This window comes from Acinetobacter rathckeae (assembly GCF_015627125.1).
GTDB classification, from domain to species: domain Bacteria; phylum Pseudomonadota; class Gammaproteobacteria; order Pseudomonadales; family Moraxellaceae; genus Acinetobacter; species Acinetobacter rathckeae.
Window position 1 is genome coordinate 113,417 of the sequence record NZ_VTDO01000004.1, and the last position, 26,335, is coordinate 139,751.

23 protein-coding genes and 1 pseudogene are annotated in these 26,335 nt (G+C 40.2%); 13 read left to right on the forward strand and 11 right to left on the reverse strand.

Annotated elements, in window-relative coordinates; genetic code table 11:
- Window positions 1–80: 80 nt before the first annotated feature.
- Window positions 81–2,165 (forward strand): OPT family oligopeptide transporter, encoded by a 2,085-nt coding sequence (locus tag I2F31_RS08115; RefSeq protein ID WP_195768724.1) that lies wholly within the window; start codon window positions 81–83, stop codon window positions 2,163–2,165.
- A 434-nt stretch (window positions 2,166–2,599) separates the two neighbouring features.
- Window positions 2,600–4,135 carry an alpha/beta hydrolase gene (locus tag I2F31_RS08120; RefSeq protein WP_213014838.1) on the forward strand — a complete coding sequence of 512 codons (1,536 nt, stop codon included), beginning with the start codon at window positions 2,600–2,602 and terminating at the stop codon, window positions 4,133–4,135.
- 431 nt (window positions 4,136–4,566) lie between these two features.
- On the opposite strand, the gene glmS is transcribed toward I2F31_RS08120, so the two are convergent.
- The 8 genes from glmS to I2F31_RS08165 form a co-directional block, all read right to left on the reverse strand.
- Entirely contained in the window at window positions 4,567–6,408 is a 1,842-nt protein-coding gene (gene glmS / locus I2F31_RS08130) for a glutamine--fructose-6-phosphate transaminase (isomerizing) (RefSeq protein WP_195768715.1), read from the reverse strand.
- Between the two features lie 26 nt (window positions 6,409–6,434).
- The gene (glmU, locus tag I2F31_RS08135) at window positions 6,435–7,796 is read right to left on the reverse strand and encodes a bifunctional UDP-N-acetylglucosamine diphosphorylase/glucosamine-1-phosphate N-acetyltransferase GlmU (protein ID WP_195768714.1); all 1,362 of its coding nucleotides are present in this window, start codon (window positions 7,794–7,796) and stop codon (window positions 6,435–6,437) included.
- 25 nt (window positions 7,797–7,821) lie between these two features.
- Window positions 7,822–8,334, reverse strand: coding sequence for a phosphatidylglycerophosphatase A family protein (locus I2F31_RS08140; protein ID WP_195773729.1), 513 nt, complete (start codon window positions 8,332–8,334; stop codon window positions 7,822–7,824).
- Window positions 8,312–9,235, reverse strand: a complete 924-nt coding sequence (thiL, locus tag I2F31_RS08145) for a thiamine-phosphate kinase (protein ID WP_195768712.1) — start codon at window positions 9,233–9,235, stop codon at window positions 8,312–8,314. The genes I2F31_RS08140 and thiL overlap by 23 nt, the downstream gene beginning before the upstream one ends.
- Before the next feature lie 20 nt (window positions 9,236–9,255).
- Window positions 9,256–9,699, reverse strand: a complete 444-nt coding sequence (gene nusB, locus I2F31_RS08150; RefSeq protein WP_195768711.1) for a transcription antitermination factor NusB — start codon at window positions 9,697–9,699, stop codon at window positions 9,256–9,258.
- Between the two features lie 3 nt (window positions 9,700–9,702).
- Window positions 9,703–10,173 carry a 6,7-dimethyl-8-ribityllumazine synthase gene (gene ribH / locus I2F31_RS08155; protein WP_092746576.1) on the reverse strand — a complete coding sequence of 157 codons (471 nt, stop codon included), beginning with the start codon at window positions 10,171–10,173 and terminating at the stop codon, window positions 9,703–9,705.
- Between the two features lie 9 nt (window positions 10,174–10,182).
- Complete coding sequence (gene ribBA / locus I2F31_RS08160; protein ID WP_195768835.1) at window positions 10,183–11,304, reverse strand: bifunctional 3,4-dihydroxy-2-butanone-4-phosphate synthase/GTP cyclohydrolase II; 1,122 nt, start codon at window positions 11,302–11,304, stop codon at window positions 10,183–10,185.
- A 407-nt stretch (window positions 11,305–11,711) separates the two neighbouring features.
- A complete protein-coding gene (locus I2F31_RS08165; RefSeq protein ID WP_195768710.1) occupies window positions 11,712–12,941 on the reverse strand; it encodes a hypothetical protein in 1,230 nt (409 codons plus the stop codon).
- Between the two features lie 270 nt (window positions 12,942–13,211).
- Here I2F31_RS08165 and serB point away from each other — a divergent pair.
- The 3 genes and pseudogenes from serB to I2F31_RS08180 form a co-directional block, all read left to right on the forward strand.
- A pseudogene (serB, locus tag I2F31_RS08170) lies at window positions 13,212–14,111 on the forward strand (phosphoserine phosphatase SerB); the annotation flags it as partial.
- A gap of 401 nt (window positions 14,112–14,512) precedes the next feature.
- Entirely contained in the window at window positions 14,513–14,830 is a 318-nt protein-coding gene (aciT, locus tag I2F31_RS08175) for an AciT family ciprofloxacin tolerance protein (RefSeq protein WP_195768708.1), read from the forward strand.
- A gap of 164 nt (window positions 14,831–14,994) precedes the next feature.
- Window positions 14,995–15,474 carry an SCP-2 sterol transfer family protein gene (locus I2F31_RS08180; RefSeq protein ID WP_195768707.1) on the forward strand — a complete coding sequence of 160 codons (480 nt, stop codon included), beginning with the start codon at window positions 14,995–14,997 and terminating at the stop codon, window positions 15,472–15,474.
- A gap of 7 nt (window positions 15,475–15,481) precedes the next feature.
- On the opposite strand, the gene dtd is transcribed toward I2F31_RS08180, so the two are convergent.
- Window positions 15,482–15,925 carry a D-aminoacyl-tRNA deacylase gene (gene dtd / locus I2F31_RS08185; RefSeq protein WP_195768706.1) on the reverse strand — a complete coding sequence of 148 codons (444 nt, stop codon included), beginning with the start codon at window positions 15,923–15,925 and terminating at the stop codon, window positions 15,482–15,484.
- A gap of 135 nt (window positions 15,926–16,060) precedes the next feature.
- Between dtd and pncB the strand changes: the two genes are divergently transcribed.
- The 8 genes from pncB (at window position 16,061) to I2F31_RS08225 (ending at window position 23,757) form a co-directional block, all read left to right on the forward strand.
- Entirely contained in the window at window positions 16,061–17,266 is a 1,206-nt protein-coding gene (gene pncB / locus I2F31_RS08190) for a nicotinate phosphoribosyltransferase (RefSeq protein ID WP_195773731.1), read from the forward strand.
- A 72-nt stretch (window positions 17,267–17,338) separates the two neighbouring features.
- Complete coding sequence (locus I2F31_RS08195; protein ID WP_195773732.1) at window positions 17,339–18,187, forward strand: sulfurtransferase; 849 nt, start codon at window positions 17,339–17,341, stop codon at window positions 18,185–18,187.
- Window positions 18,184–19,035, forward strand: coding sequence for an archaetidylserine decarboxylase (asd, locus tag I2F31_RS08200; RefSeq protein ID WP_195768703.1), 852 nt, complete (start codon window positions 18,184–18,186; stop codon window positions 19,033–19,035). The genes I2F31_RS08195 and asd overlap by 4 nt, the downstream gene beginning before the upstream one ends.
- A 241-nt stretch (window positions 19,036–19,276) precedes the next feature.
- The gene (locus I2F31_RS08205; RefSeq protein WP_195768834.1) at window positions 19,277–19,582 is read left to right on the forward strand and encodes an ArsR/SmtB family transcription factor; all 306 of its coding nucleotides are present in this window, start codon (window positions 19,277–19,279) and stop codon (window positions 19,580–19,582) included.
- Window positions 19,583–19,619: 37 nt separating this feature from the next.
- A complete protein-coding gene (locus I2F31_RS08210) occupies window positions 19,620–20,690 on the forward strand; it encodes an alkene reductase (protein ID WP_195768702.1) in 1,071 nt (356 codons plus the stop codon).
- A 157-nt stretch (window positions 20,691–20,847) separates the two neighbouring features.
- Window positions 20,848–21,702: a DMT family transporter gene (locus I2F31_RS08215; RefSeq protein ID WP_195768701.1), complete on the forward strand. Its 855-nt coding sequence runs from the start codon at window positions 20,848–20,850 to the stop codon at window positions 21,700–21,702.
- Window positions 21,703–21,769: 67 nt separating this feature from the next.
- Entirely contained in the window at window positions 21,770–23,056 is a 1,287-nt protein-coding gene (locus I2F31_RS08220) for a 3-deoxy-D-manno-octulosonic acid transferase (RefSeq protein WP_195773802.1), read from the forward strand.
- The gene (locus I2F31_RS08225; protein ID WP_195768699.1) at window positions 23,053–23,757 is read left to right on the forward strand and encodes a 16S rRNA (uracil(1498)-N(3))-methyltransferase; all 705 of its coding nucleotides are present in this window, start codon (window positions 23,053–23,055) and stop codon (window positions 23,755–23,757) included. The genes I2F31_RS08220 and I2F31_RS08225 overlap by 4 nt, the downstream gene beginning before the upstream one ends.
- Here I2F31_RS08225 and I2F31_RS08230 read toward each other — a convergent pair.
- Both I2F31_RS08230 and I2F31_RS08235 read right to left on the reverse strand, forming a co-directional pair.
- The gene (locus I2F31_RS08230; RefSeq protein WP_195768833.1) at window positions 23,730–24,653 is read right to left on the reverse strand and encodes a mechanosensitive ion channel family protein; all 924 of its coding nucleotides are present in this window, start codon (window positions 24,651–24,653) and stop codon (window positions 23,730–23,732) included. The genes I2F31_RS08225 and I2F31_RS08230 overlap by 28 nt on opposite strands.
- A gap of 194 nt (window positions 24,654–24,847) precedes the next feature.
- Window positions 24,848–26,248 (reverse strand): amino acid permease, encoded by a 1,401-nt coding sequence (locus I2F31_RS08235; RefSeq protein WP_195768698.1) that lies wholly within the window; start codon window positions 26,246–26,248, stop codon window positions 24,848–24,850.
- Window positions 26,249–26,335 lie beyond the last annotated feature (87 nt).

The window sequence follows — 26,335 nt, forward strand, 5'->3', positions numbered from 1 at the left end:
TTTAAGAAATAATACAATGATTTACAAGATTAGATTAAGACTAATCATTTAAATTTAAATAAAAATAGAGGTCAAATAGAATGCTCAATTCATCAAAATATACAGACCCTTATTTAGGGTATAAAGAGTTCACACTTCGTGGGGTTATTCTTGGTATTTTAATCACGATTATTTTCACGGCATCTAATATTTACTTAGGTCTAAAAGTTGGACTGACCTTTGCATCATCTATTCCTGCTGCAGTCATTTCAATGGCGGTACTCCGCTATGCGAAAGATTCAAACATTCTAGAAAATAACTTTGTACAAACTCAGGCTTCCGCTGCAGGTACCTTGTCATCTGTTGTTTTTGTCATTCCCGGTCTATTAATGATGGGGTATTGGCAAGACTTTCCATTTTGGCAGACCACACTGTTATGTTTAAGTGGTGGTATTTTAGGTGTTATTTTTACAGTACCGCTTAGACATGTCATGGTTGTTAAAAGTGACCTACCTTACCCTGAAGGTGTTGCAGCTGCTGAAATCTTAAAAGCAGGTGCAGTCGGGCGTGTTGCAAATCAGCAAGGTGAGTTATTGCAAGATAGCCATCAAAAAAACACTGAATCAAAACAAAATCATGCCAAAGAAATTCTATTTGGTGGTGTTTTAGCTGCAGTAACCAGTTTATTCAACAGTGGTTTTAGGGTTATTTCAGACAGTGCCAGTTTTTGGTTTAAATCAGGTACAGCAATCTTTCAACTGCCTATGGGCTTTTCTTTAGCACTTCTTGGTGCGGGCTCACTCATGGGTCTTGCCGCAGGCTGTGCCATATTTCTAGGAATATTTATTGCGTGGGGAATCGCTGTTCCTGTGTTGAGCAGTATTGTGCCACAACCCGAACACATGGAAATGGCAGCATTTGCCAAGCAATTATGGGTGTCTAAAGTTCGTTTTATTGGTGTGGGAACCATTGGTATTGCAGCAATTTGGACGTTACTTATTTTGTTTAAGCCAATGGTTGAAGGCATTCGTTTATCTATTTCAGCATATACTTCGGTTAAACAGTCACAGCAAGATGTAGTACGAGCAGATCGTGATTTAAGTCCAAAATATATGTTAGCCATCACAACTTTGATGGTCGCTATTTTATTTGCCACCTTTTACTCTTTTGTTGCAACCTCAGGCTTAGACCTAAAAATGGCATGGGCACTGGTATTGCTCATGACGCTCATTACATTTGTCATTGGTTTTTTAATTGCGGCTGCATGTGGTTATATGGCAGGTTTAGTGGGCTCATCTTCAAGCCCAATTTCAGGGATTGGTATTTTATCCGTTTTAGTTTTTGCCGTGATTTTACTCATGGTGGGGCATGTTGAAAATTTAACTGCATCTGCCAATGGGGTGAAGTTTCTTACAGCACTGACTTTATTTGGTACGTCAGCTGTATTGGCTGTGGCAACCATTTCTAACGATAACTTACAAGATTTAAAAACAGGTTATCTTATTCATGCTACCCCCCAACGCCAACAGGTTGCTTTAATTATTGGTAGTATTGTGGGTGCATTGGTGATTTCTCCTTTATTGGAATTGCTATATCACGCATACGGTTTCTCTGGTGCGATGCCACGTGCCAATATGGATCCATCTCAAGCATTGGCAGCACCACAAGCACTCTTAATGACAACCATTTCACAGGGTATTTTTTCACATCAACTGCAATGGAATTATATTTTTATTGGTGTCATGATTGGTGTGGCGTGTATCGTAATTGATTTAGTTTTAAAAAGAGTTAGCCACAATAAAATCGGTTTACCTGTGTTGGCGATTGGCATGGGCATTTATTTGCCACCGAGTGTAAATATGCCTTTGTTTATTGGTGCAGTCATGTTTTGGCTGATTAAAAAGTATGTGAAAAAACGTACAGCCCTAGAACAGCAAGAACACACAATGAAGCAACTAGAACAACGAGGCACGTTATTTGCTGCGGGGTTAATTGTGGGTGAAAGCTTAATGGGCGTGATTTTAGCCATCCTGATTGTGATTTCAACAGGTACAGGCGGGTCAGATGCACCGCTTGCGATTCCATTAAAAAATTGGGATCACATTGCAGATTATCTTGGTTTAGCATTGTTTATGGTTGCTATTTTTATCTTTGTACAACGCTGTTTGAAATTAAAACAAAACTAAAAGCACTTTAAAGAGGCGATTTAGGATGAGTTGAATGATCCTAAATCGTCGAAATACTATTTCTCATAAATTTATTCTATTTAACCTGAATAGGTCAAAAGGTTTATCTAATAAGTCGTAGAACCAGCCCATAAATATATCGTGTCATGACTTTAGATAAATATTTTGCCTACAAGTTGCTGTAAAGTAGGATTTGTACATAATGGTTTTTTCCATTTATGATGATTGTGCTATGAAAAGCATGTCATACCCAAAAAATCGCTACAAGTTTCAGAAAAAAACATCGTCTATACAAAAAAAGGATTAATATCCTATATGCTGATAAATATTTAGGCCAGTGTCATTATATTGTGCAAAGACCGTAGAAGCTTTACTTTTCAACCGCTGTGCTTATCTGTAATTCAAATTAATATATTGATGAAGTGGTGATATATATGGCGAATATGAAAATTAGACTGAGCGATTTTACAGGCATTTACGCACGCTCTGTTTTGTCTATATTTCTTCTAGCGATAACAGCTCCCACCTATGCTAAAGTAGCTTCATCAAACAATATCTCCATTGAACCTAATATTCATTGGCAATCTTGTCGCAGTGATCAATTTACACATTGGTTTGATGAAAAGCCTCCACGAAATTTACGCTGTGGCTTTTTAGATGTACCTTTAGCTTACTCCCAATCTTCTCTTCATCCGTCACAAAGAAATACCCGTAGAGTCAAACTTGCACTTACATTACTCCCTGCCACAAAAGTGAAAAAAGGGAGTTTAGTAATGATTAGTGGCGGGCCAGGTGAGTCAGGTATAAACCCTTCTCTAGGTGAAGACCCAAGTGTACGAAAATTGCGGGAGTCCTACGATATTATTGGGTATGACCCTCGAGGTGTTGGTGAGTCTATACCTCGAATCTCTTGTGAGGTGAATGCGACAAGTGAACAACAATTAAAATATAATGATGATATCGCTGATGCTGAGCGACAAACACGGAATTTAATATCGAGTTGTATTCAGCAAACAGGTGCAGATGTACTACAACATATTGGGACTGAAGAAGCCGTCAATGATTTAGATATGATTCGTCAGGCTTTAAATGAACCTAAGTTGACAGCGGTTGCATACTCTTATGGTACAAAAGTAGCCGCATTATATGCTGAAAAATTTCCAGAAAAAACACGTGCTTTGGTACTCGATGGTGTTGTTGATCTTGCTGAAGATGATTTTACTCAGCGACTTAACCAAGAAAAAGCATTTAAACAAGGGTTCAAACGCTTTGCACGGTACTGTGAAAAAACAACTCACTGTGCGATCAGTGGGAAACCAGATCAAGCCATTCAACAATATCAAATGCTATTACGTCACTTACATGATCATCCATTAATTGCTGAAGATGGTTATGAGATTACCGCAGATAAAGTTTTGAATACGACTTATTCTTTACTGGTTTTGAATGATCGCTGGTCTGACTTAGTGATGATGTTGTCAGATATAAGTGATGGTATAGCAAGTCAAGAATTATCTGATCTCATTCAAGAATATAATTCAGAAGATGTCGATAGTACGCTCAGCGTGATTACTTGTGCTGATGTTTCAAACCCTTCTGCAGATATAAATGTATTGCGAAAACAACGCCAAGAAATTAATAAGGCATCGCAATTTGCAGACTATTTACCCAATCATAAATATCCATTAGAGATGTGTGACCTGTGGCCCTATCGTGGAAAAGATAAACCACATACCCCCGTGGCATCATCGGCTTTGCCAAAGTTATTATTCGTTGCACAACGCTATGATCCAACAACACCTTACCGAAATGCAGAGGTCATGGCAAAAGCGTTTAATAGTTATTTAATTACTCGTGAAAATGATGGGCATACGTTTGTACTTAGTGATGTCGATCCTTGTATTGATAAAAAGGTGGTGAATTATTTACTTTACCCAGAAAAAATTTTAAATGATAAGACGTGTAATTAACTGTATTTATAGCGAGGCAGTTTCTTAAAAATGAGGACACGCCCTAGTTAGCTTAATGCCTCTAATGAGGGTGTGGAATAAAGGTTAACTCGGTAATTTTTTCTATTCGGAGAGGAAGTTGTTTTCGTTTATCTTGAATCAAGGGATTCTATTCTAAAATGAAGAAAATAGTGAGCCCTAAGTCTGAACGTAGATGATGTGTCCACTTCGTTTTATGGTTATAAACTTGATGATAGATCACGAACAGTGAGCCAAGGCTTATACGATGACAACTCACCATTACCTCGGCCATCTTTGATCCATTTCTGTTGTTGGATTAAAAGCATAAAAAAACACCTGTTGTGTTCATTTAAAATGAGCATAACAGGTGTTTATAAAACAAATAATCTAGTGTGATACTTTCATACAAGAATCAATTTCACCGATAAAACCTACTCAACGGTAACAGACTTCGCCAAATTACGTGGTTGGTCTACATCTGTACCACGTAGTACAGCAACATGATATGACAGTAATTGCACAGGTACACTATAAATAATCGGACTTAACCAGTGGCTAATGCTAGGCACTTTAACCACATGCTGACGGTCTTTATCTGAAATACCGCTGTTTTCATCTGCAAATACAAACAGTTCACCACCACGCGCTTGTACTTCTTCCATATTTGATCTGAGTTTATCAAGCATGTCATCTTTCGGTGCTAAAATCACCACAGGCATGTCATTGTCTACCAATGCCAATGGGCCATGTTTAAGTTCACCTGCAGCATAACCTTCAGCATGAATATATGAAATTTCTTTCAGTTTTAAAGCACCTTCTAAAGCGATAGGATAATTCGTTCCACGCCCTAAAAATAAACAGTGTTGCTTTTCTACAAATAGCTCAGATAAATGTAAAATTTCAGCATTGTGTTGTAATGTGTTGAGCAAGACTTTTGGACAATGCCATAAATCTTCAATCATTTGTGCTAAGTCAGACTCAGTAATACGCCCTTGTACTTGACCAATTTTTAAAATAAATAGCATTAAAGCGGCCAGTTGAGTCGTAAATGCCTTCGTTGATGCTACTCCAATTTCAGGCCCAGCCAATGTCAGTAAGTGATAGTCCGTTTCACGTACCATAGAAGACGTTGCTACGTTACAAATTGCCATACTTGAAATACGTAAGCCTTTTGCTTTAGCACGTTTTTGAGTATCACGAAGCGCGGCTAATGTATCTGCTGTTTCACCCGACTGAGAGATACACACATACAACGTGTCTTCAACAATGACAGGGTAGCGGTAACGGAATTCACTAGCGATTTCAACCTGACACGGTAAGTCAATCAGCTGTTCAAACCAGTATTTAGCAATTAACCCAGAGTGATAACTTGTACCACAGGCAATAATCTGTATTTGCTTAATCCCTTTTAGATCAGCTTCAGCATGTTGTAAAAAATCGTCACGTAATGCATTACCATTGAGTGCTTGAGAGATGGTTTGTTGTAATGCTTCAGGTTGCTCAAAAATTTCTTTCAGCATAAAGTGTTTATATTCACCTTTTGAGGCATGACTTACAGTGGCATCTAACTCTTTGATTGGGCGCTCTACTTCATGCTCACCATCTGCAAAAACACGTACTTCTTGACGTGTAATATAGGCAATATCACCTTCTTCAAGATAGATAAAACGATTGGTAATTGGAAGTAATGCCAATTGGTCTGAGCCAATAAAATGCTCGCCAATACCTACACCTACGACTAATGGTGAACCTTCACGGACCGCAATCAGTTCATCTGGGTAGGCTGCATGTACAATACCTAAAGCAAATGCACCTTTGAGTTTTGGCACAACAGATTGCACAGCACTTAATAGGGTTGCATGTGTTTTTAACGCTTCAGTGACAAGGTGAGCGACGACTTCAGTATCTGTTTGTGATGAAAACACATAGCCTTTTTCTAAAAGTGCATTTTTTAGTGCTTCAAAGTTTTCAATAATGCCGTTATGAACAACCGCCACTTTTTCTGAAAGGTGTGGGTGAGCATTGTGTTCAGTTGGTTTACCATGGGTTGCCCAACGGGTATGTGCAATGCCTAAGCTACCAGTAATTTGACTGGTTGTTACGGCATCTTCTAAGTTAACCACTTTACCAACACGGCGTTCACGTAACACGTGTTGTTGATTAATGAGTGCTAAGCCTGCAGAGTCATAGCCACGGTATTCTAGGCGTTTTAAGCCTTCAATTAAAATTTCACTAATATTACGTTCTGCAACGCCACCAACGATTCCACACATATCATGTACCTCTAATTCTTTAATCTTTATTTGCTTTTTTGCGGACGTTGATAATTTGGCTTTTCAACTTGAATTGCACGTCCAATGGCTAGGGCATGGTCAGCGACATCACGGGTGATGGTTGAGCCTGCAGCAACGGTTGCGCCATGTCCTACTTTAATTGGAGCGACCAAAGCACTATTTGAACCAATAAAGGCGGCTTCACCAATCTCAGTTTTATGCTTGTTTACACCGTCGTAGTTGCAGGTAATTGTGCCTGCACCAATATTAGTGTCTTTGCCTACCGTTGCATCACCTAAATAGGTAAAGTGGTTGGCTTTGACCCCTTGGGCGAGTACGCTGTTTTTCACTTCAACAAAGTTACCAATATGGACTTGGTCTGCCAATACACTGCCAGGACGAAGTCGAGCAAATGGGCCAATGATGTTGGTTTGTCCAACAATCGCTTGGTCAAATATGCTATACGGTTGCACCTTGGTGTATGCTGCAATTTTTGTATTTTTTAAGATACAACCTGTACCAATTTCAACGCCGTCACCAAGTTCACAGTCGCCTTCAATAATTACATTGGTATCTATACGTACATCACGGCCAACTTTAAGTGAGCCACGTAAGTCAAACCGGTTTGGGTCTGCAAATGTGACACCTTCACGCATTAAATGCAGTGCTTGGTGTGATTGATACGCACGTTCAAGTGTTGCCAACTGTACTCGGTCATTTACACCTTCAACTTCAAATGCCATTTCAGGTTGAATAGAGGCGACTTCTAAGCCATCTGCAACAGCCATTGCAACAATGTCGGTTAAATAGTATTCGCCCTGTGCATTGTTATTTGATAGGTGAGGTAACCATTCATGTAGTTTTTGGTTGCTCACACAGTAAATACCCGTATTAATTTCTTGGATACGCTGTTGTTCTACAGAGGCATCTTTGTGTTCAACAATGGCTTGAATTTTGTTGTCATGGCGTACCACTCGGCCATAGCCTGTAGGGTCTGCAACATTTAAGGTAATCATGCCTATACCTGTTTGTACCGAGGCATCGAGTAAACGCTGTAACGTATTTGCACTGACCAATGGCACATCGCCATATAAAATTAAAGATGTGCCAGAGGTTGCCAATACAGGCAATACCATTTGTACGGCATGGCCTGTACCAAGCTGTTCTGTTTGTTCAACCCAAGTCAGGTTCTCGGTTGCAAAAGTCTCTTTAACGAATGTGCCACCATGGCCAAAAATTGTAATTATATCTTGTGCTTGTAATTGTTTGGCTGTTTCAATCACATGAGCAAGGAGCGGTCTGCCTGCAAGAGGTTGTAACACCTTGGGCAATAAAGAACGCATGCGAGTGCCTTTTCCCGCAGCTAAAATAATAACGGTTGTTGACATAATCACCCTACAAAGTTGTATGTAGTTAAATTGATAAATAAAGCACAATACACAGTGCAGCCCATATACCTGCCAGTAGGTCATCAAACATAATACCAAACCCACCTGACAATTTTTTGTCAGCTACACAAATTGGCCACGGTTTCCAAATATCAAATAAGCGAAACAGTGCAAAACCAACCACTAACCATTGTACACTCATGATATTAAAATAGATTAAAGGCAAAAAGGTAATGGATTGACCCGCGAATTCATCCCAAACAATGCGACCATCGTCATGCACCTGCATAATTTTGGCTGTTTGCCCACAAATGGCAATCCCTAAGACTGACATGATAATAATGGCGAGCAAAGATAAGTTAAAACCAATGCTGTACCAGATGGGTATAAATAATAAAGCAAATGCTGAGCCAAATGTGCCAGGGGCTTTAGGTGCAAGCCCTGAACCGAGTCCAACACCTAAAAAAACAACCAAACGTTGTGGCCAAGACAGGCGACTAAAACGAAGTTCAGGTTTATGCAAAGTGTTGGTATCCATGTAAATCTAATGTTTGTCGTTGTTTTTGGTAATGTAACCTAAGCCCGAGCTGTTCTTCTATACGTCCAATCACTGTGATAGGGGTAGATAAATTTTGTTGTTGCAGTATTTGATAGTGTTTTTCTGAGATTGTGAAACATAGTTCGTAGTCATCGCCACCTGCCAATGCATATTGCCACTGCTGTTGTTGAGGTTGCTTTTGTAGTACAGGGTCTAATGGCAAATTTTCTAAGTCGAGTGTCGCCCCAACATTTGATGCTGTTAAAATATGCTTTAAATCTTGAATCAGGCCATCTGAAAGGTCAATCATACTCGATGCCAGACCTTTGAGTTGTTGGCCGAGCGTACAACGAGGGCTAGGGTAATCTAAGCGTTGTTGTAGAGGGTGTCCAAGATGCTGTAAGCCAAAAGCGGCATCACCAAGTTGTCCACTCACCACAATATAATCACCGATACAAGCCCCTTTTCGGGTAATGGCTTGGCCTTTTTCAACCCAACCTAATGCTGTGACAGACACAGTCAGTTGGTTGCCTTGGGTGGTATCTCCACCAATGAGGTCAACGGCATAAGGTGCACAACAATCAAATATGCCTTGTGAAAAGTCTTTGAGCCATGCATGGTCTATTTGAGGGAGTGTGATTGCCAGTAGAATACTGTGTGGGGTTGCGCCCATTGCAGCCAAGTCAGATAAATTGACTGCAACACTTTTCCAACCCACGGCATGTGCTGCCGTCGTGGTAGGGAAGTGCCGTCCTTCAACCGATGTGTCGGTACAAATGACCAATTCATGATTTGAGGGCGGGGCAATAATGGCTGAATCATCGCAAATGCCCAGTACAACATTGTTTTGGTACAAGCGCGCTTGCTTGAAGTACTGTTCAATTATTGAAAATTCAGCCATAGATGATCTTTTTTTCTGTATTAAGCTTGTTTTTCAGCTTGGCGTAATGTTTGCGCCAAGCGGTCAAGTACACCATTAATGTACTTGTGGCTGTCTGCACCACCAAAGTGTTTTGCTAGCTCAATCGCTTCGTCCAAAACCACACGGTAAGGAATTTCGGCATGATCACGCAACTCGTAAGCACCTAGACGTAAAATTGCAAGCTCGACACCATCTAAAGCTGAAAGTTCACGGTCTAATACGCTCAGTAAAAGTTGATCTAATACTTCATGTTCTGTTACCACTTGTGTGAGCAGTTCATGGTAGTAGTTTAAATCTACTTTATGCATAGCATTGTCTGCACGTGTACGTGCTTCAATTTGATGCGATGGATTGTGGCTCATTTGCCACTCGTAGATACCCTGAACCGCAAAGCGACGTGCTTTGCGTTTTGCAGCATACACTGCCTGTAATGTTTGTGACATCGATTAAATTGCCTTTAACAAGTTAACCATTTCAATGGCTGTCAAAGCAGCTTCGCTGCCTTTGTTGCCCGCTTTAGTACCTGAGCGTTCGATGGCTTGTTCAATGCTGTCGGTGGTGAGAACACCATTAATCACAGGTAAGCCTGTGTCTAAACCAACCACACCTAAACCTTTAGCACATTCACCTGCAACAAAATCAAAGTGAGGTGTGCTTCCACGAATTACGGCACCAAGCGCAATAATGGCATCATAAGTTGATGTTGTTGCTAGTTTTTTAGCCACAACAGGAAGTTCCCATGCACCAGGTGCATGAACAACTGTAATATTTTCTTCTGCAACACCATGACGTTTAAGTGTGTCAATTGCACCTTCTAACAGGTGTTCAACCACAAAACTGTTAAAACGACCAACAACAATTGCATAATGGCCTTCACCTGCCAAATGCATTAAACCTTCAATACGGCGAATAGCCATAATAACCTCTTATTTTTCAGTCGACTGATCAGCAGAAATATATTCTACCACTTCTAAGTTAAAGCCAGATAGTGCATTAAAACGTAGCGGTGAGCTGAGGAGTTTCATTTTCTCCACACCTAAATCACGCAAAATTTGTGCACCCACACCTGTGGTTTGGTACTGTCTAGACAGCTCTGAACTTGACTTTGCCGCTTTAGGTAAGTTCAGTGCATTGAGTGCTGGGCCTAAGTCTAACAAGTGATTTTGTCCAATCCATACTAAAACTGCACGCTCGCTGTCGGCAATATATTGTAAAGATCGGTCTAAACTCCAACCTGTTTCACCCGTAGGTTTTTTAAGTTTGAGTAAATCACGTAGTGGGTTAAAGCCATGCACACGTACCGTCGTCACGCCTTCTTTTGGCTCACCTTTAACAATGGCCAAATGTGTTTCTGCACTGCCGTGTTCTTTGTAGCGAAAAAGCTCAAAAGAACCGTATTCTGTATTGATGGTTTCTTGGCTTAAACGTTCAACAGTTTGTTCACTGGTCATACGGTGATGAATCAGGTCGGCGATTGTACCAATTTTTAAGCCATGTTTCTCGGCAAATTTCTCTAAATCTGCACGACGTGCCATTGTGCCGTCTTCATTAATGATTTCACAGATGACAGATGCGGGCTCTAAACCTGCAAGACGTGACAAATCAGAGCCTGCTTCGGTATGTCCTGCACGGTGTAATACACCACCTGGCTGTGCCATGAGTGGGAAAATGTGGCCTGGTTGTACAATGTCTGTCGGTTTTGCTTGTGGTGAAACCGCTGTACGAATGGTATGAGCACGTTCAGCAGGAGAAATTCCTGTGGTAATGCCTTCACGTGCCTCAATAGACAGAGTGAAGTTGGTACCGTGTTGTGCGCCGTTTTGGTCGACCATGAGCGGAAGTTTTAATTGTTGGCAACGCTCTTTACTTAAAGTGAGACAAACTAAACCGCGTGCATGGGTAATCATAAAGTTAATGTCTTCAGGGCGAACATGTGTTGCTGCCATGACCAAGTCACCTTCGTTTTCTCGGTCTTCATCGTCCATTAAAATAACCATTTTTCCAGCACGGATATCTTCGATGAGTTCTTCTACAGTATTGAGTGGCATTTCTTTTACCTGCACCCATTGCATTGTTTGGCCAATGCCTTGGGCTTGTTGTTAATCCGTCGTGGTTTTTGTACTTACAAGTTATGGGTAAGTCGCATGGGTCTATGAAGCTACAATAAAGTAAATTGTAAGCGATGAAAAGAGATAAGCCGTATTTTGATGGTATCTGGAATAAATCATCCTGTGCTTTATTTATTGTCCAGCTTCAATCATATCTGCTTACTTCACTCAAAGCATGCGTACATTGGTGTAAAAACGATGTATTTATTTATAGCTTTGTATAGAAATAGAAAGATGGTTTGAAGTAAGTTGTCGCTTAGAAGGGGACGTTTCTTTTTAGTATGAAATAGCTTTTATACAATGCCCCAATATGTAGAAATTGGGGCATTGGTCTGATTGAAAGTAGACTATCCCTTTAAAATTTGTGTTCGCATACGCTGTGCTAACTCTGCACACTCATGGTTCATGCCATTAATTAAATAGGCATGTCTCGTTAAAGCATTGGTTGGGTGGGGCAGTGTGACGAGCTGATAGCACTGTGTCATGCTTTGTAAAAACTTATGGTTGACATACACTGCACTTTCTTTACTGCTTAAAGACTGCGTTAAGCGCTTAGATGCAGCAGTCGCATCGAGTTGCATGTCCTTTACAGCACTTGAAATGGCACAACGTGTTTGCAGTACAAAGCGTTTTTCCTCTCTGTAGCGTCTGTAGAGGACATCTGAGAGCATTTGGAATACGGCAGAAATCATCATTAAACATTCTGCATCTTTGTATTTTTCTGCATCTATATAAATAGTTGCCCCCTCTGCATCAAAACTTTCGCTAATAATAAAGTCATCAACGGCAATATTATAATGTTGTGAGCACTGGGTAATGGCTTTATTTAAAAACATTTGACACAAATTAAAATAAGACTGGGCGACAGATTGACTGACGCTATCTAGTAATCCTTTAGGGTCATAAAATTGAATGTTTAAACAAATGGTTTTTTCATTCAGGAGATGGTCTGTACTTTGCTGTACGTCTTCTTCGGGCTCTGGGCTGACGACCGCTTGTGGTGTAGCCGTTGTTTGCTCATTATTTTCAAGAGCCTGTTTTAAAGTATCTATTTGTTGTTTTAGCTCGTTTTCATGCTGTACACGGGTTAAATATTCACTGCGTGTTGGTCGTGCAATCAGGCGGTAGGCAAGCCATAGAAAAATATACAGTAGTAAAGATAAGGTAAGGGCTAACCATTCACTACGTAAAATTTCCCCCATGCTTGGTTCAATGAGCGTGAGTTCAACTTGCCCAATTTTACGGTCGCCTTGTAAAATATCTCTTGAGAACACTTCACCTGTGCGGGTACGCTCTAGACCAGCAGTGGCTAAAACTTGTTGGCTGGCATCCAAAATACGTAAAGAGGCCACACTTGGATTAGTGGCATAGCGATTACTAATCAGTGCCAAAGACACCGTATTCGGTGGAGTCATTTCAGGCAGACTGTCGGTAATGAGCTGACTGGTCATGAGTTGGCCTTGGCTCGCACGATTTTCTTTTAATTGGTGGGTTGTTGCAATCACCAATAGCAGTGTTTGCAGTACAAAACATACAATAAGTAGGCTGGCAAAAAGCCCTTGTCTAGGTGCGTTCAAGATATATTTCCAAATCAGAGTCGTTTATTTTATGCTCATTTTATGACTACAATAGCGTCTGCCTATTACAGCCGTAGTACAGCGTGTTTTTATTACCAATCATAGGCATATGTTTGATTTATATACATGACCTTCTGTTTTCGTGCAACATCAGGTTGTATCTACCCATAAATCAAGCTAATTTTAACATAAGAAATCATAGCGATTGCTTGATTGAAACCAATTTGTAACGCAGAAGATAGATAAATGACAAATTCAGAGCACAACGCGCGTTATGTCGTGACGTTATTCGGCCGTGAATCACTCAGCACGCATATAGATGCTGTGACCAACATGCTGACGCAACAAGGGCTTGATCTTAGTACAATCACTTGTCGTACATTGTCTGAGGGAACGCCGTACTATGTGCAGCAACTAACCATTGCATCACCCCAAACGCACAGCATAGAGCCACTCCGTCAAGCGTGTTTGGCCTTGTCTGCACAGATTGGTATTGATGTGACTGTACAAGACTTTGAAGCCACGCAAGTGAGTCGTCAGCTGATTTGTTTTGATATGGACTCGACTTTAATTGGCCAAGAAGTCATTGATGAGCTGGCAAAAGAGGCGGGTATTGGCGAACAAGTGGCTGAAATTACCGAACGTGCCATGCAAGGTGAGCTAGATTTTCAGCAGAGTTTTCGTGCACGTGTAGCATTGCTTAAAGGGCTTGATGCCAGTGTACTTGAGCAAATTGCAGATCGGCTGACCATCAATGAAGGGGCGGCCCGTTTAATTAGCACCTTGAAAGCTCAAGGCTATCACACGGCTATTTTTTCAGGTGGCTTTGTATTCTTTGCCAACTATTTAAAAGATAAGCTTGGACTACACGAAGTACATGCCAATGTTTTAGATGTTGTAGATGGTGAAGTCACGGGCAATGTGGTAGGCACGGTTGTTGATGCACAGCGTAAAGCGGTATTACTTCAGCAACTGGCAGAGCAACACGGCTTAACTTTGGCTCAAACTGTGGCTGTGGGCGATGGTGCAAATGATTTACCGATGTTGTCATTGGCAGGGCTTGGGGTAGCATTTCATGCTAAACCTAAAGTACGAGCTGCTGCGCAACAGGCCATTTCACACGTTGGTTTAGATGCCGTGTTGTATCTTTTAGGTCATAGCGATATTTAATTTTGGTGTGGTGTATGGCAGGTGAGTGGTTTAAAAAGCCATTTCATGCACCACTATCTGGCATTGCCAAAAACCGATTAAGCACAACATTTTTTCTCATAAAAAATAATACGACTGTTTTTTTGCATGGTATGTTTTTGTAATGACAGCCTAAGCTATGTTGCACCACGCTTTTGTACCAAAGAGCAAAAAAAAAACTGTAATGACAAAATACTATTGCGACAAGCTGTGTCGTTTCATAAAAAAAAGGCACTGTTTTTTTCATTTTTTTTTTGCATAATGGCTCAAGTGCTGAACGCAGATCTTATTTAAAAGCTTGAGAGATTGTGTAAACAGCAACAAATTGCTTGATTACTCGATTGTAGCTAGATCACTCGTATAGAGTGTTTTGTGGAGGTTATATGCTAACAGCAAATTTTGCCATGATGCTTGGTGTAGGGTTAATTATGACCGCCTTAGTCGTGGTGTTTTTCTCACCATATCGTCAGTGGCTTGGTTTTATGTTTGCGGGTATGGTGTTTTGGGGTAGTGTCGAAATTTTACGTTTAGTGGTACAACAGGTTACAGAATGGCCAACATTGTATGCCTACCTCACCGCCATGAGTGTGATGATGTTAGGGCTGATCTATATTTTATTACGCTTAGATGCAACAGAGCAGCGTGATATCTCAAGCAGATCACTGATTGAACACACACCAATATATGATGATGAACGCTAAACTGAATACATAAACACACTGTTAAAAAAAGGCGTACTATATGTATGCCTTTTTTAATGCATATTAAAAAAAGTTACAAACTTAGCCATCTTAAATCTAGGGCTATGTATGAGCTGTGGTAATATGTATGGTTAGTTTATAATTAAGCATACATAGGCCTTTTCATGAATCTTTCTTCAATTCCTGTGGTAAAACTACCGTTAGTCGATGTGAGTACAGATCCTTTAGATCTTGCGGTTACAGGCATTGTGTTACGCATGAAACAACTGGCTAAAACCAGTCCTAAATTTATAGAACTGACCCACGACCGTAAGGTGCGTATTCAAATGAGTACACAAAAAGGCTTTGCACGACAAATTATTATAGACCAAGGCAAAGTCGAAACCGTATCGGGTCAAAAAGTAGAAGCAGATTTTAATCTGATTTTTCAAGACAGTGACCACGGGGTGAAAACACTGCTCAAAGGTGACCCAAGTGCATTTATGGCAGGATTAAAAGATAACAGCATTGCCGTTGATGGTGATCTAAAACTATTGGTGTTGTTTAGTAAAATCATGCAGCTATTACCACCAACAATGCCAAAATCTGTAGAACAAAAAGTGAATCAAGCACGCGTATTTATTCGCCGTAAATTTGGTCGTTAAACGTTGTTTAAATGGTGCATTCTAAGTTGAAGGTGACAGGGCCATCGTTGACTAAATGCACCTTCATATCTGCCCCAAAAATACCTGTTTCTACGCCTGCATAGGTTGCATGAGTGTAATCAATCAATGCATCGTAGAGTTGTTTTGCTTCACTCGGTGGCATTGCAGGGCCAAAGTCAGGGCGTAGGCCTTTTTGTGTATTGGCCATGAGTGTAAATTGAGAAACCAATAGCACTTTGCCCTGTGCTTGGTTCACATTCCAGCCCATTTTGCCATCTGCATCTTCAAATATTCGGTATTTAAAGACTTTATCAATCAGCTTTTTTGCTGTGTCTAAAGTGTCTGTTTGTGCAATGCCAATAAAAACCAATAAGCCGTGTTGAATTTCGGCAACAGTTTGTTCATCGACCACCACTTTGGCCTCTTGAACACGTTGGATTAATGCTCGCATTGTTTGATCTCATGTGATTTTTTACACAAAATTAAATCAGTTTTAAAAAGACTTTTCTACACTTTTAGTTCATTGTATCGGCTGAACTCATAAAAAATATGCTTTAATGCATCAGGCTAAAATATTTCGACTGATATGAAACCAATAATACGCTCATTGCTCGATACAGATTTATATAAATTTACTATGCTACAAGTGGTGCTACATAAGTTCCCACAAACCCATAGCGTGTACCAATTTCGTTGCCGTAATTTGCAAGATACGGTGTATCCGTTGCCTGAAATTTTAGCGGATTTAAACCATCAACTTGATTTGCTTTGTACTTTACGTTTTAGCCAAGATGAGTTGCAGTATTTACGTGGCTTACGTTTTATTAAAAGTGATTTTGTTGACTATTTAGAGTTATTTCAGCTCAAACGCCGTTTTATTGTTGCAAGCATAGATGCCGAGGGGCGTTTAGATATTCATATTGAAGGCCCAATGGTACAGGCCATGATGTTTGAAATATTTGTACTTGCGATTGTCAATGAGTTGTACTTTACGCGCTTGCATTCAGATGTGGTACTTGCAGAGGGTGAAAAACGCTTACAACAAAAAATTGCCACGTTAAAATCGCTACAGCAACAACAAGATGCATTAGAAGAACCCTTTTTAATTTCTGATTTTGGCACCAGACGCCGTTATAGCTTGGCATGGCATCGTCATGTGGTTGAGCAGTTTACACAGCAGGTACCACAGATGTTTAGAGGTACAAGTAATGTGTTATTGGCCAAAGAGTTAGGTATTACCCCAATTGGTACGATGGCTCATGAGTTTTTACAGGCTTTTCAGGCACTTGATGTACGTTTGCGTGACTTCCAAAAAGCAGCTCTTGAAGCATGGGTACAAGAATACCGTGGTGATTTAGGCATTGCGCTGACCGATGTGGTCGGTATGGATGCATTTTTAGATGACTTCGACCTGTACTTTGCTAAGTTGTTTGATGGTTTACGCCATGACAGTGGTGACCCGTATGTCTGGGGTGATAAAGCTTATGCTCATTACCAAAAACTAAAAATTGACAGTAAAACCAAAATGTTGACCTTTAGTGATGGGCTGAATTTAGATATGGCATGGAACTTGTATCAATATTTTAAAGATCGCTTTAAAGTGAGCTTTGGTATTGGCACCAATTTAACCAATGATTTAGGTGTCACACCACTCAATGTGGTGCTGAAATTGGTTGAGTGTAATGGCCAGTCTGTGGCAAAAATCTCTGATAGTCCAGGGAAAACCATGACTGATAACAATACCTTTTTAGCTTATTTACAGCAGGTTTTTGATAAGCCACGCCAACATTAACCGTGATGCTATGACCCATATTGCAAGTTGTGATATGGGGTATAGACGCACATTTGCAAAAATTGATTTCCCATGACGTGTTGTGACCTTTCCCTCGATTTATTGATAGATGCAGAACAGCTTTTACCGCATTTAGATCATTCAAAATTACGCATTGTTGACCTGACACGTGCATCTGTATATCGGCAATTGCATCTTCCGAATGCGGTGCATGTCATGCCCAAACAGTTGGTGGCACAGCATGACTTTGCAACAGGTAAGCTACCTGATCAAGCCAAATTACAAGCCCTTATTGAGTATTTAAACCTCTCACCAGAGCATCATGTGGTGGCATATGATGATGAAGGTGGTGCATGGGCAAGCCGTTTATTGTGGAACTTACACTGTGCAGGTTTTCAGCGGACGAGCTTACTCAATGGTGGAATTCATGCATGGTTGGCTAAAAAGTACCCTGTAACGACGGTTGTTCCAGAAATTGACCCCGTGAGTCATTTTTATCAAGTCTGCTTAGATGGTTGTCAAAGCCATCAGATTGATTATGAAATACTCAAGCAAGCTGTTGAAAAAAAACAAATTCAAGTATGGGACTGCCGCTCCTTTGATGAATATACAGGTCAGCAACGTGCAGCACGTAAAGGCGGACATATTCCAAATGCACTACATTACGCATTTGATGATGCTTTAGATCGTGAAAATCATTTAAAATTACAGCCTTTAGCCAAGATTCGGCAAAATTTACAAGATATTGGTTTTGATTTAGATCAGCCTGTGGTTGTCTATTGCCAGTCTCATCACCGATCAGGTCTTGCTTATGTGATTGCACGTGTATTGCAATGGCAGGTGAGAGCGTATGATGGTGCATGGAGCGAATGGGGCAACATGACCAATAGTCCGATTGTTATGGGAGAGAAGCCACTTTGAGCCTCGAATCATTAAAGAAAGATGTGTTTTTAAAAGCACAGCGTTTAGTACCACAGCACAAACTCAGCCGTGTGGTTGGAAAAGTTGCAGCCAGTGAAAACCCAATTGTAAAAAATTTGGCGATTCATGCATTTAAAGCTAAATATGGCATTGATCTGTCGATTGCTGAAGAAAGTAATGCTAGTAAATACAGCTCATTTAATGCATTTTTTACGCGTGCGTTACAAAGCAATATTCGCCCTATTGATGACAACCCCAAGCATATTGTTTGTCCTGCCGACGGTGCGATTTCGCAAATTGGCGATATTGTAGATGGCGATGTTTTTCAAGCCAAAGGACAAAAATTCACAGTAGAACAGTTGGTGGCTGACCCTGTGTTGGCAGCCCCATTTAAGCAAGGTTGCTTTACGACCATTTATTTGTCACCGAAAGACTATCACCGTGTACACATGCCATTTGATGGTGTACTCACAGAAACCTTGTATGTACCAGGTGAGTTGTTTTCTGTAAATCAGGTAACGGCTGAAAATGTACCAGGTTTATTTGCCCGTAATGAACGCATGGTGTGCTTGTTTGATACCGAGATTGGCCGTATGGCTGTGGTATTGGTGGGTGCAATGATTGTGGCAGGCATTGAAACTGTAGCAACGGGTAAAGTGAAGCCCTCAGGTCGTTTAGAGTTGCAAAAGCATGACATTACTTTGAAAAAAGGTGATGAGCTAGGGCGTTTCTATTTGGGTTCAACAGCCATTGTTTTATTTGAAAATGACAAAATGGCATGGGATAACGAATTTAAAGCCGAATCATCTGTGGTGATGGGTGAAAAGCTAGGTGCATTATTGCCTTAAATAGCTAACATGATCTGATGAAAAAAGGCGTGCAGAAATCACGCCTTTTTTATGGTTAAAATATGGTATATCTTTGATAAGTATAGTTTTTATTTTAAATTTAAACAGTGTGATATGATTGTTTTTCAGGGTGTATGCTCTATTTATGTATATTTATCGTAATTATACGATCTAAATATCGAATAATTACGATATATTGGTTTAACTCAAGGCAAGCTTCAATATGACTACAAAAACTGTGATGGATATCGATTTAATTAGTAAGGCTTTAGCTAATCCCTTACGCCGACAAATTCTATTGTGGCTAAAGCACCCCGAACAGTATTTTTTAGAGGCGAGTCCAGCGGTTGATTACAGCCGAGAGGGGATTTGTGCCGGTCATATTGAAAAGCGTGGCAATGTTGCACAATCGACCATGTCTAACCACTTGGCTGTGTTACAAAACTCAGGTTTAGTGAACGTACGAAAATATGGCCAATGGTCATATTTTTCTAGAAATGAAGCCTTGATTGAGCAATATGTCCGTTATTTGCAAGACACACTTTAAGTGTAGTTAAACCCTAAATAAAGCAAAAGAGAACATGATGACAACACTCAATTCACCACTAAAAATGGGCGATCTTGAACTGAAAAACCGCTTGGTTTTAGCACCACTGACTCGCTCTCGAAGCACAGATGAACGTATTCCCACTGAACTCATGGTGGAATATTATCGTCAACGTGCCAATGCGGGTTTAATTCTAACTGAAGCCACGGTCATTTCTGAAGATGCCGTTGGCTATAAAAATACCCCGGGGCTGTGGAATAAAGAGCAAGCCACCGCATGGAAGAAAATTACTCAGGCAGTACATGAGCAAGGGGCAAAAATTGTCACGCAATTATGGCATGTAGGCCGAATTTCTGACCCTGAGCTATTGGCAGGAAAAACACCTGTTGCACCCAGTGCTATACAGCCTGAGGGTCATGTGAGTTTGTTACGTCCAATGCGTCCATACGTTACACCAAGAGCATTAGCTATTGATGAAATTAAAACCATTATTGCGCAATATAAAGAAGCGGCAATACATGCCAAAGAAGCTGGTTTTGATGGCGTAGAGCTACATGCAGCCAATGGCTATTTGGTTGACCAGTTTTTACAAAGTGGGACGAATCAACGTACAGATATGTATGGGGGTACATTAGAAAACCGAGCAAGATTATTGCTTGAAATTGTAGATGTACTGATTGAAGTTTGGGGTGCAGGGCGTGTCGGTGTACACATTGCCCCTCGTGGTGATTCGCATGATATGCATGATGATAACCCTGCCCAAACGTTTGGTTATGTGATGCAACAGCTCAGCCAACGCCACATTGCCTTTGTATTTTCGAGAGAGTATGAGGCTGAAGACAGTATTGGTTCTGAATTACGTCAACAATTTAATGGTGCTTGGATTGCCAATGAAAAGCTAACGGCAGCGTCGGCAAAAGCATTATTGGCAGAAAATAAAGCCGATGCGGTGGCATTTGGTCAGTTGTTTATTGCTAATCCAGATTTGTTGGAGCGTTTAGAGCATGACTTACCTTTAAACCCAGTCGATTACAATACGCTGTATCCATCAGATGGTACTGATCTAAATAAAGGGTATACCGACTACCCAGCCATTAGTCATCATTAAAAATTGATATGTGCAAACGTCTTGTTATAGACGTTTGCAGTCTAAGCACTAAGAAAATTGTTATAAAAATATAAAGCTTTTTTAATTATATTAAAACTTATTGAGCATTCGCATCTAAGAATATGAGATCTATCATATTTGAAAGGAATAAGATTCTATGAAAAATATAGGTGCTATTTTAGTGGTACTAGGGGCAATATCTTATGCCACTGTAGGGGTTATTCTGGCATTAGCTAAACAGAATGGGTTTTCTATACAACAAATAATTGTGCCAATGTATTTTTTTGCTTTTCTTACTTTATTTATCTTATTTGTTTTTAGTGAAAAAAATAACTTATTGTCAAAGTTCGAAAGCTTATCATTTCTATTAGCTGGATTTTTAACTGTTTCAACAACGTACTGCTTTTACCAAGCTCTAACCTATGTCGGTGTACCGCTTGCTACATTGTTTTTAATGCAGTCATCATGGATGACCCCTCTTCTGTCACATTTTCTTAGAAAAAATATTCCTTGTAAAAATAGCTTAATCACTATGTTGGTTGTGACGATTGGTATTTTTATCTCTTGTTATACGCCAGATTTAAGTTTCTCATTTTATGGCTTAATTTGGGGCGTAGGTGCAGCGTTTAGCTATAGTCTCATGTTAACATTTTCAGCAAACGTTGCTAAGAACAAAAACATTTTTGAAAAATCAGCAATGACCAGTTTGGGTGCATTATTGGTATCTGTTGTGTTATTTTCAGATCATGCCACTATCAATATCATGAGTCCTAATGCATTTTGGGCATTAATTTATGCCTGTTTTTCTACCGTGCTTCCTTTAATTTTTTTAACGATTGGTACGCAAAAGACACCTAGTCACTGGGTTGGGCTTTTAATTGTGTCAGAGATTCCAGCAGCTTATATATTGTCTTATTTGTTTTTGTCTGAAAAAATATATTTTAATCAGATATTTGGGTGTATTTTTATTATGTTTGCTATAATATATCCTAAGAAAAAGCCTCTTCTATAAAAACAGCCCTTTATTTGGCAAGATTGTTTTATAATATGGGTAAATGACCATTGTTATAGGACTTCTCTTGCGCCCTCCGTTTTGGTATCAGCTTGCTTTAAAAGTCATTCAGCCGTTATATCGCTCTCGTATACGCAAACGTGCAACAGATGAAAATGCACTACAACAAGAGTTGTTGCAACGCTTTGGCCCATTTTCTTCGCCTAAACATACACATAGCTTATGGTTTCATGCGGTATCTGTGGGTGAAACCAATGCCGCACAACCGCTTATAGAGCACTACTTGGCACAAGGGCAATCTGTACTGGTGACCAATACCACTAAAACAGGTCAAGCCAGAGCCAAAGCATTGTTTGAAAAAAAATATCCTGATCTATTTCAAGCGGTTTTTTTACCTGCCGACCTTCGTGAAAATATCTTACAGTTTTTAGCGTGTTATCAACCAAAATTGGTTTTGCTGATGGAAACGGAGTTGTGGCCAAACTTATTATCTTGTTTGCATGAGCAGGGCATTGCAACGTTATTACTCAATGCCAGATTATCGGCAAAATCTGCTCAAGGTTATGCGCGTTTTAAGCGTTTGACTGTACCGATGCTCCAACAATTAAATTGGATCGCGGCTCAAGATCAAGCCACGCTAAAGCGTTTCGAAAGCTTAGGAAAAGACGCACAGTGTATGCAAGTTTTGGGTAATATTAAGTTTGATATACATGCACCTGAATGGGTCGCCGAAAAAGCACGCACCTTGTATACAGCATGGCAATTACAACAGCGTAAAGTGTTGGTGCTTGCTAGTACACATGCACCAGAAGAACAGCAACTTGTGCAGGCACTATGTGAACATTTTAAGCAAGACCAAAGCCTATTGTGTATTGTTGTACCTAGACATCCCGAGCGGTTTGATGCTGTTTTTTCAGAGATTACACAGCTGGGCCTTTCGGTTAAACGTCGTAGTTTACAGCAGGTTGTCGATGCCGATACGCAAGTCTATTTAGCAGACAGCATGGGTGAATTGTGGTTGTGGTATGCTTTGGCACAGGTGGCTTATGTAGGTGGTTCACTCAATGAACCTGGGGGCGGGCATAATATTTTAGAGCCAATTGCTTTGGGTGTTGCTACGGTACTTGGAAAAAACTATTTTAATTTTCAGACCATTGTCGATGAGTTTGTTGAAAAAAAAGCGGTAGAGGTGGTCGATACACCGACTCAAGCAGCTGAGCGTTTTATAGATTTGTTGCAACAGCAAGCACAGGGTATAGAAATGATGGCACAGGCGGATGCGGTATTTAAGCAAAATCAGGGCTCATTACAACGTCATATTGCACTGATTGATCGATTCTTGGCACAGTCATGAATATTGTCCTTTTACCTCAAGATACACCCATCGCTTCAACAATATCCATTACAGAACCTCGCCAAGTTCAGCATATTCAAACCCATTTAAAGCTGGGTGTTGGCGATACGCTTAAAGTAGGTATTCGAAATGAGCTGCGTTATTTAACGCAAATTACTGCTGTGTCTGCACAAACGATAGATGTACAGATTTTAAAACCTGAAACCATACCACGTAAACGTACAATCACATTGGTGTTGGCATTGCCGAGACCCAAGGTATTACGCCGTATCATTATGGATGCGGTGACGCTTGGGGTAGAAAAAATAATTTTAATACACAGCTATCGTGTAGATAAAAGTTATTGGCAAAGCCCACTGCTTGCTCAAATAGATGATTATATTACCCTTGGTTTAGAACAGGCGGGGGACACTGTTGCTCCTCAGGTCGAACTGCATAAGCGCTTTAAACCCTTTGTGGAAGATGTTTTGTCTGGCATGGTTTGTCCTGAACAGCCTGTATATGTCGCACACCCTTATGCAACCACTACACATGAACACATGGCTGAACCTTGTTGTTTGGTGATTGGGCCTGAAGGTGGATTTATTGATTATGAAGTTGAGTTGTTTAAAAAAAACGGCTGCCAAACTGTGAGTTTAGGCAACCGAATTTTGCGTACTGAAACAGCAATCCCTTATGTTTTAGGTTCGCTTTCTATTTGAACCGGTGGTGCTTGTGTAATTTGCTCTTGAATAGGATATGGAATACTAATCCCTTCTTTAGCAAATGCTGTCACAATTTCTTCGTGTACCATGCTTGCGGCGTTGAGTAGTGTCACGTTACTGGTATCAATCCACCAACGAATATTTAGGTTAATGGCAAAATCACCCAGTGCAGTCACGTTTACTAAACTTGCAGGTTGGTTCAAAATATCTTTGTGGTTTTTCAAAATATCGAGTACAACCGCTTTGGCTTTTTGTACGTCATCATCATAGCCAATGCCCACATTAATTTCACAACGGCGTTGTGTATAGGCAGTTACTACAGTAATTGAGCTGGTATAAACAGTTGCATTGGGAATCACGATACGACGTCCGTCATAAGAGCGTAGTGTGGTTGCTCGAATTTGAATGTCCTCAACCGTTCCTTCAAGTCCATTACAAATAATGGCATCGCCAATACGAAATGGTTCGCCTAATAAAATTAAAATACCAGACAGTAAGTTCTGGAAAATATCTTTAAATGCAAAACCAATTGCAACCGAACCAATCCCTAAAGCACTCATTAATTGACCGGGTGAAAAACCTGGAATGGCAATCACTAAGGCAATTAAGAAACCAAAAAATATAATAAACGTACTACCTACACGGTTCAGTACCAATACAAGGTTTTGCTTGGCATATGATCGGTTAGATAAAGCTCGAACCACAAATAATTTAAAAAATTTGGATAAGAACCAAAAAATAATGAATACAATTATGGCAATACAGAGATAGGGTACACGCTCCCAAAAGCTGGCCACAATTTTATCTATGGTTTGGTAGGCATCATGGTACTTGCTATTTTCATTAAATATGGCGTGTGTTTGTGTACTGACATTGTTGGCTAAATTTGCCATTGAATTTGTTTTTTCTTCTGCCACAGTCAAATTCCCAAAAAATGAAAGTAATATTGTGCCTTAAATTCTAAATAAACTTAAACGCTTAATTACATAAACGCTATGAAAATGATCATGATATGTGAAATGTAAATATTCAAAAGGGCGACTGTTTCGCCCTTTTGAAGATATCTATTTATTCAACTTAAACAGTTTTATTGGACTTCAGTATCTGCTTTTGTGGTGCTTTGCGTGCCCCAATTAAGCTTTTGTGCCAACATGCCAATACAAACAATAACCAACGCTAAAATGGTGGTGTAGGTGACTTCTTTAAAGTAAGTGCCTTCGATCAGCATGGTGACCAAAGAGCCAATAATGAAAATAATCACTAAATAGGTCAGCCATGGAAATAACCACATTTTGAACGTTAACTCTTGGCCTTGAGCTTGCATTTTTTTACGCATGCGTAACTGTGAAAAAGCAATCGCTAAGTAGACATAAAGTGCTACTGTACCTGTGGTGAGCATTAGAAAGTCATATACGTCCATGCTTTGCGTTGCTGTTAAATATACCGCCACAACAGAAAATAGGCTTGAGAAAATTACTGCAAATTTAGGACTGCTGTGCTCATTGACCTTTGCAAATGCTTTTGGCGCATCGCCACGTTTTGACAATGAAAATAGCATACGTGAGCAGGTGTATAGTGCTGAGTTAAAACAGCTACATACAGAAGTAAGTACCACAAAATTTACAATATGGCGTGCTTCGGGGACTCCTAGTGCGGAGAGTACCACGCTGTAAGTACCCCATGTTGGGTCTTTAAGAAGAGGGTTGTTATACGGAATAAGGCAGACGGTAATAAGCATAGAACCGACATAAAACAAAATAATACGCCAAACAATTGAATTAGATGCACGGCGAATTTCAAATGATGGGTTTTTAGATTCAGCGGCTGCAACAGTAATAATCTCGGCCCCCATATAGGCAAACATGACCCCAAGTAAAGCAGTGACTACCGAAGAAAAACCATTTGGCATCAGTCCTTGGTCTGTTAAATGGCCAATGCCTTGTGCTGTTGGCTCGGTTGCCCAAGGCCAAAAATGCATCACAGCAAGGCTACCAATGATAAGAAATACTACAATTGCAACGACTTTAATTAAAGCAAACCAAAACTCAAACTCGCCATATTTTTTAACATTTTGTAAGTTCACAGCAACCAGTGCCACAATGACTAACAGCATATAGCCCCAAATTGGAAGAAACGGGAACCAACTGTGCAAGATTTTTCCTGCCACATAGGCTTCCCAGCCCATGAGTAAAGTCCAAAATGACCAATATAACCAACCTATAGTAAAGCCTGCCCATCGCCCAATGGCACGGTCTGCATAGGTTGAAAATGAGCCACTGTCTGGGTGAAGTACAGCCATTTCCCCAAGCATACGCATAATTAAAAAGACCAATAAACCGCCCAATGCGTATGCAAAAACAGCTGCAGGTCCTGTGGCATAAATCACACTACCTGACCCAATAAATAAAGAACCACCAATCACACCAGCAATAGAAATCATTGCTAAATGGCGGGACTTTAACCCGCTTTGTAAATCTTGTTTAGCCATTCATTTGGCCTCCATACCTGATTATTTATTATGAATTACTGTATGAATATGACCGATTTGTGACCGATAAAAAGAGCCAATTTGCTA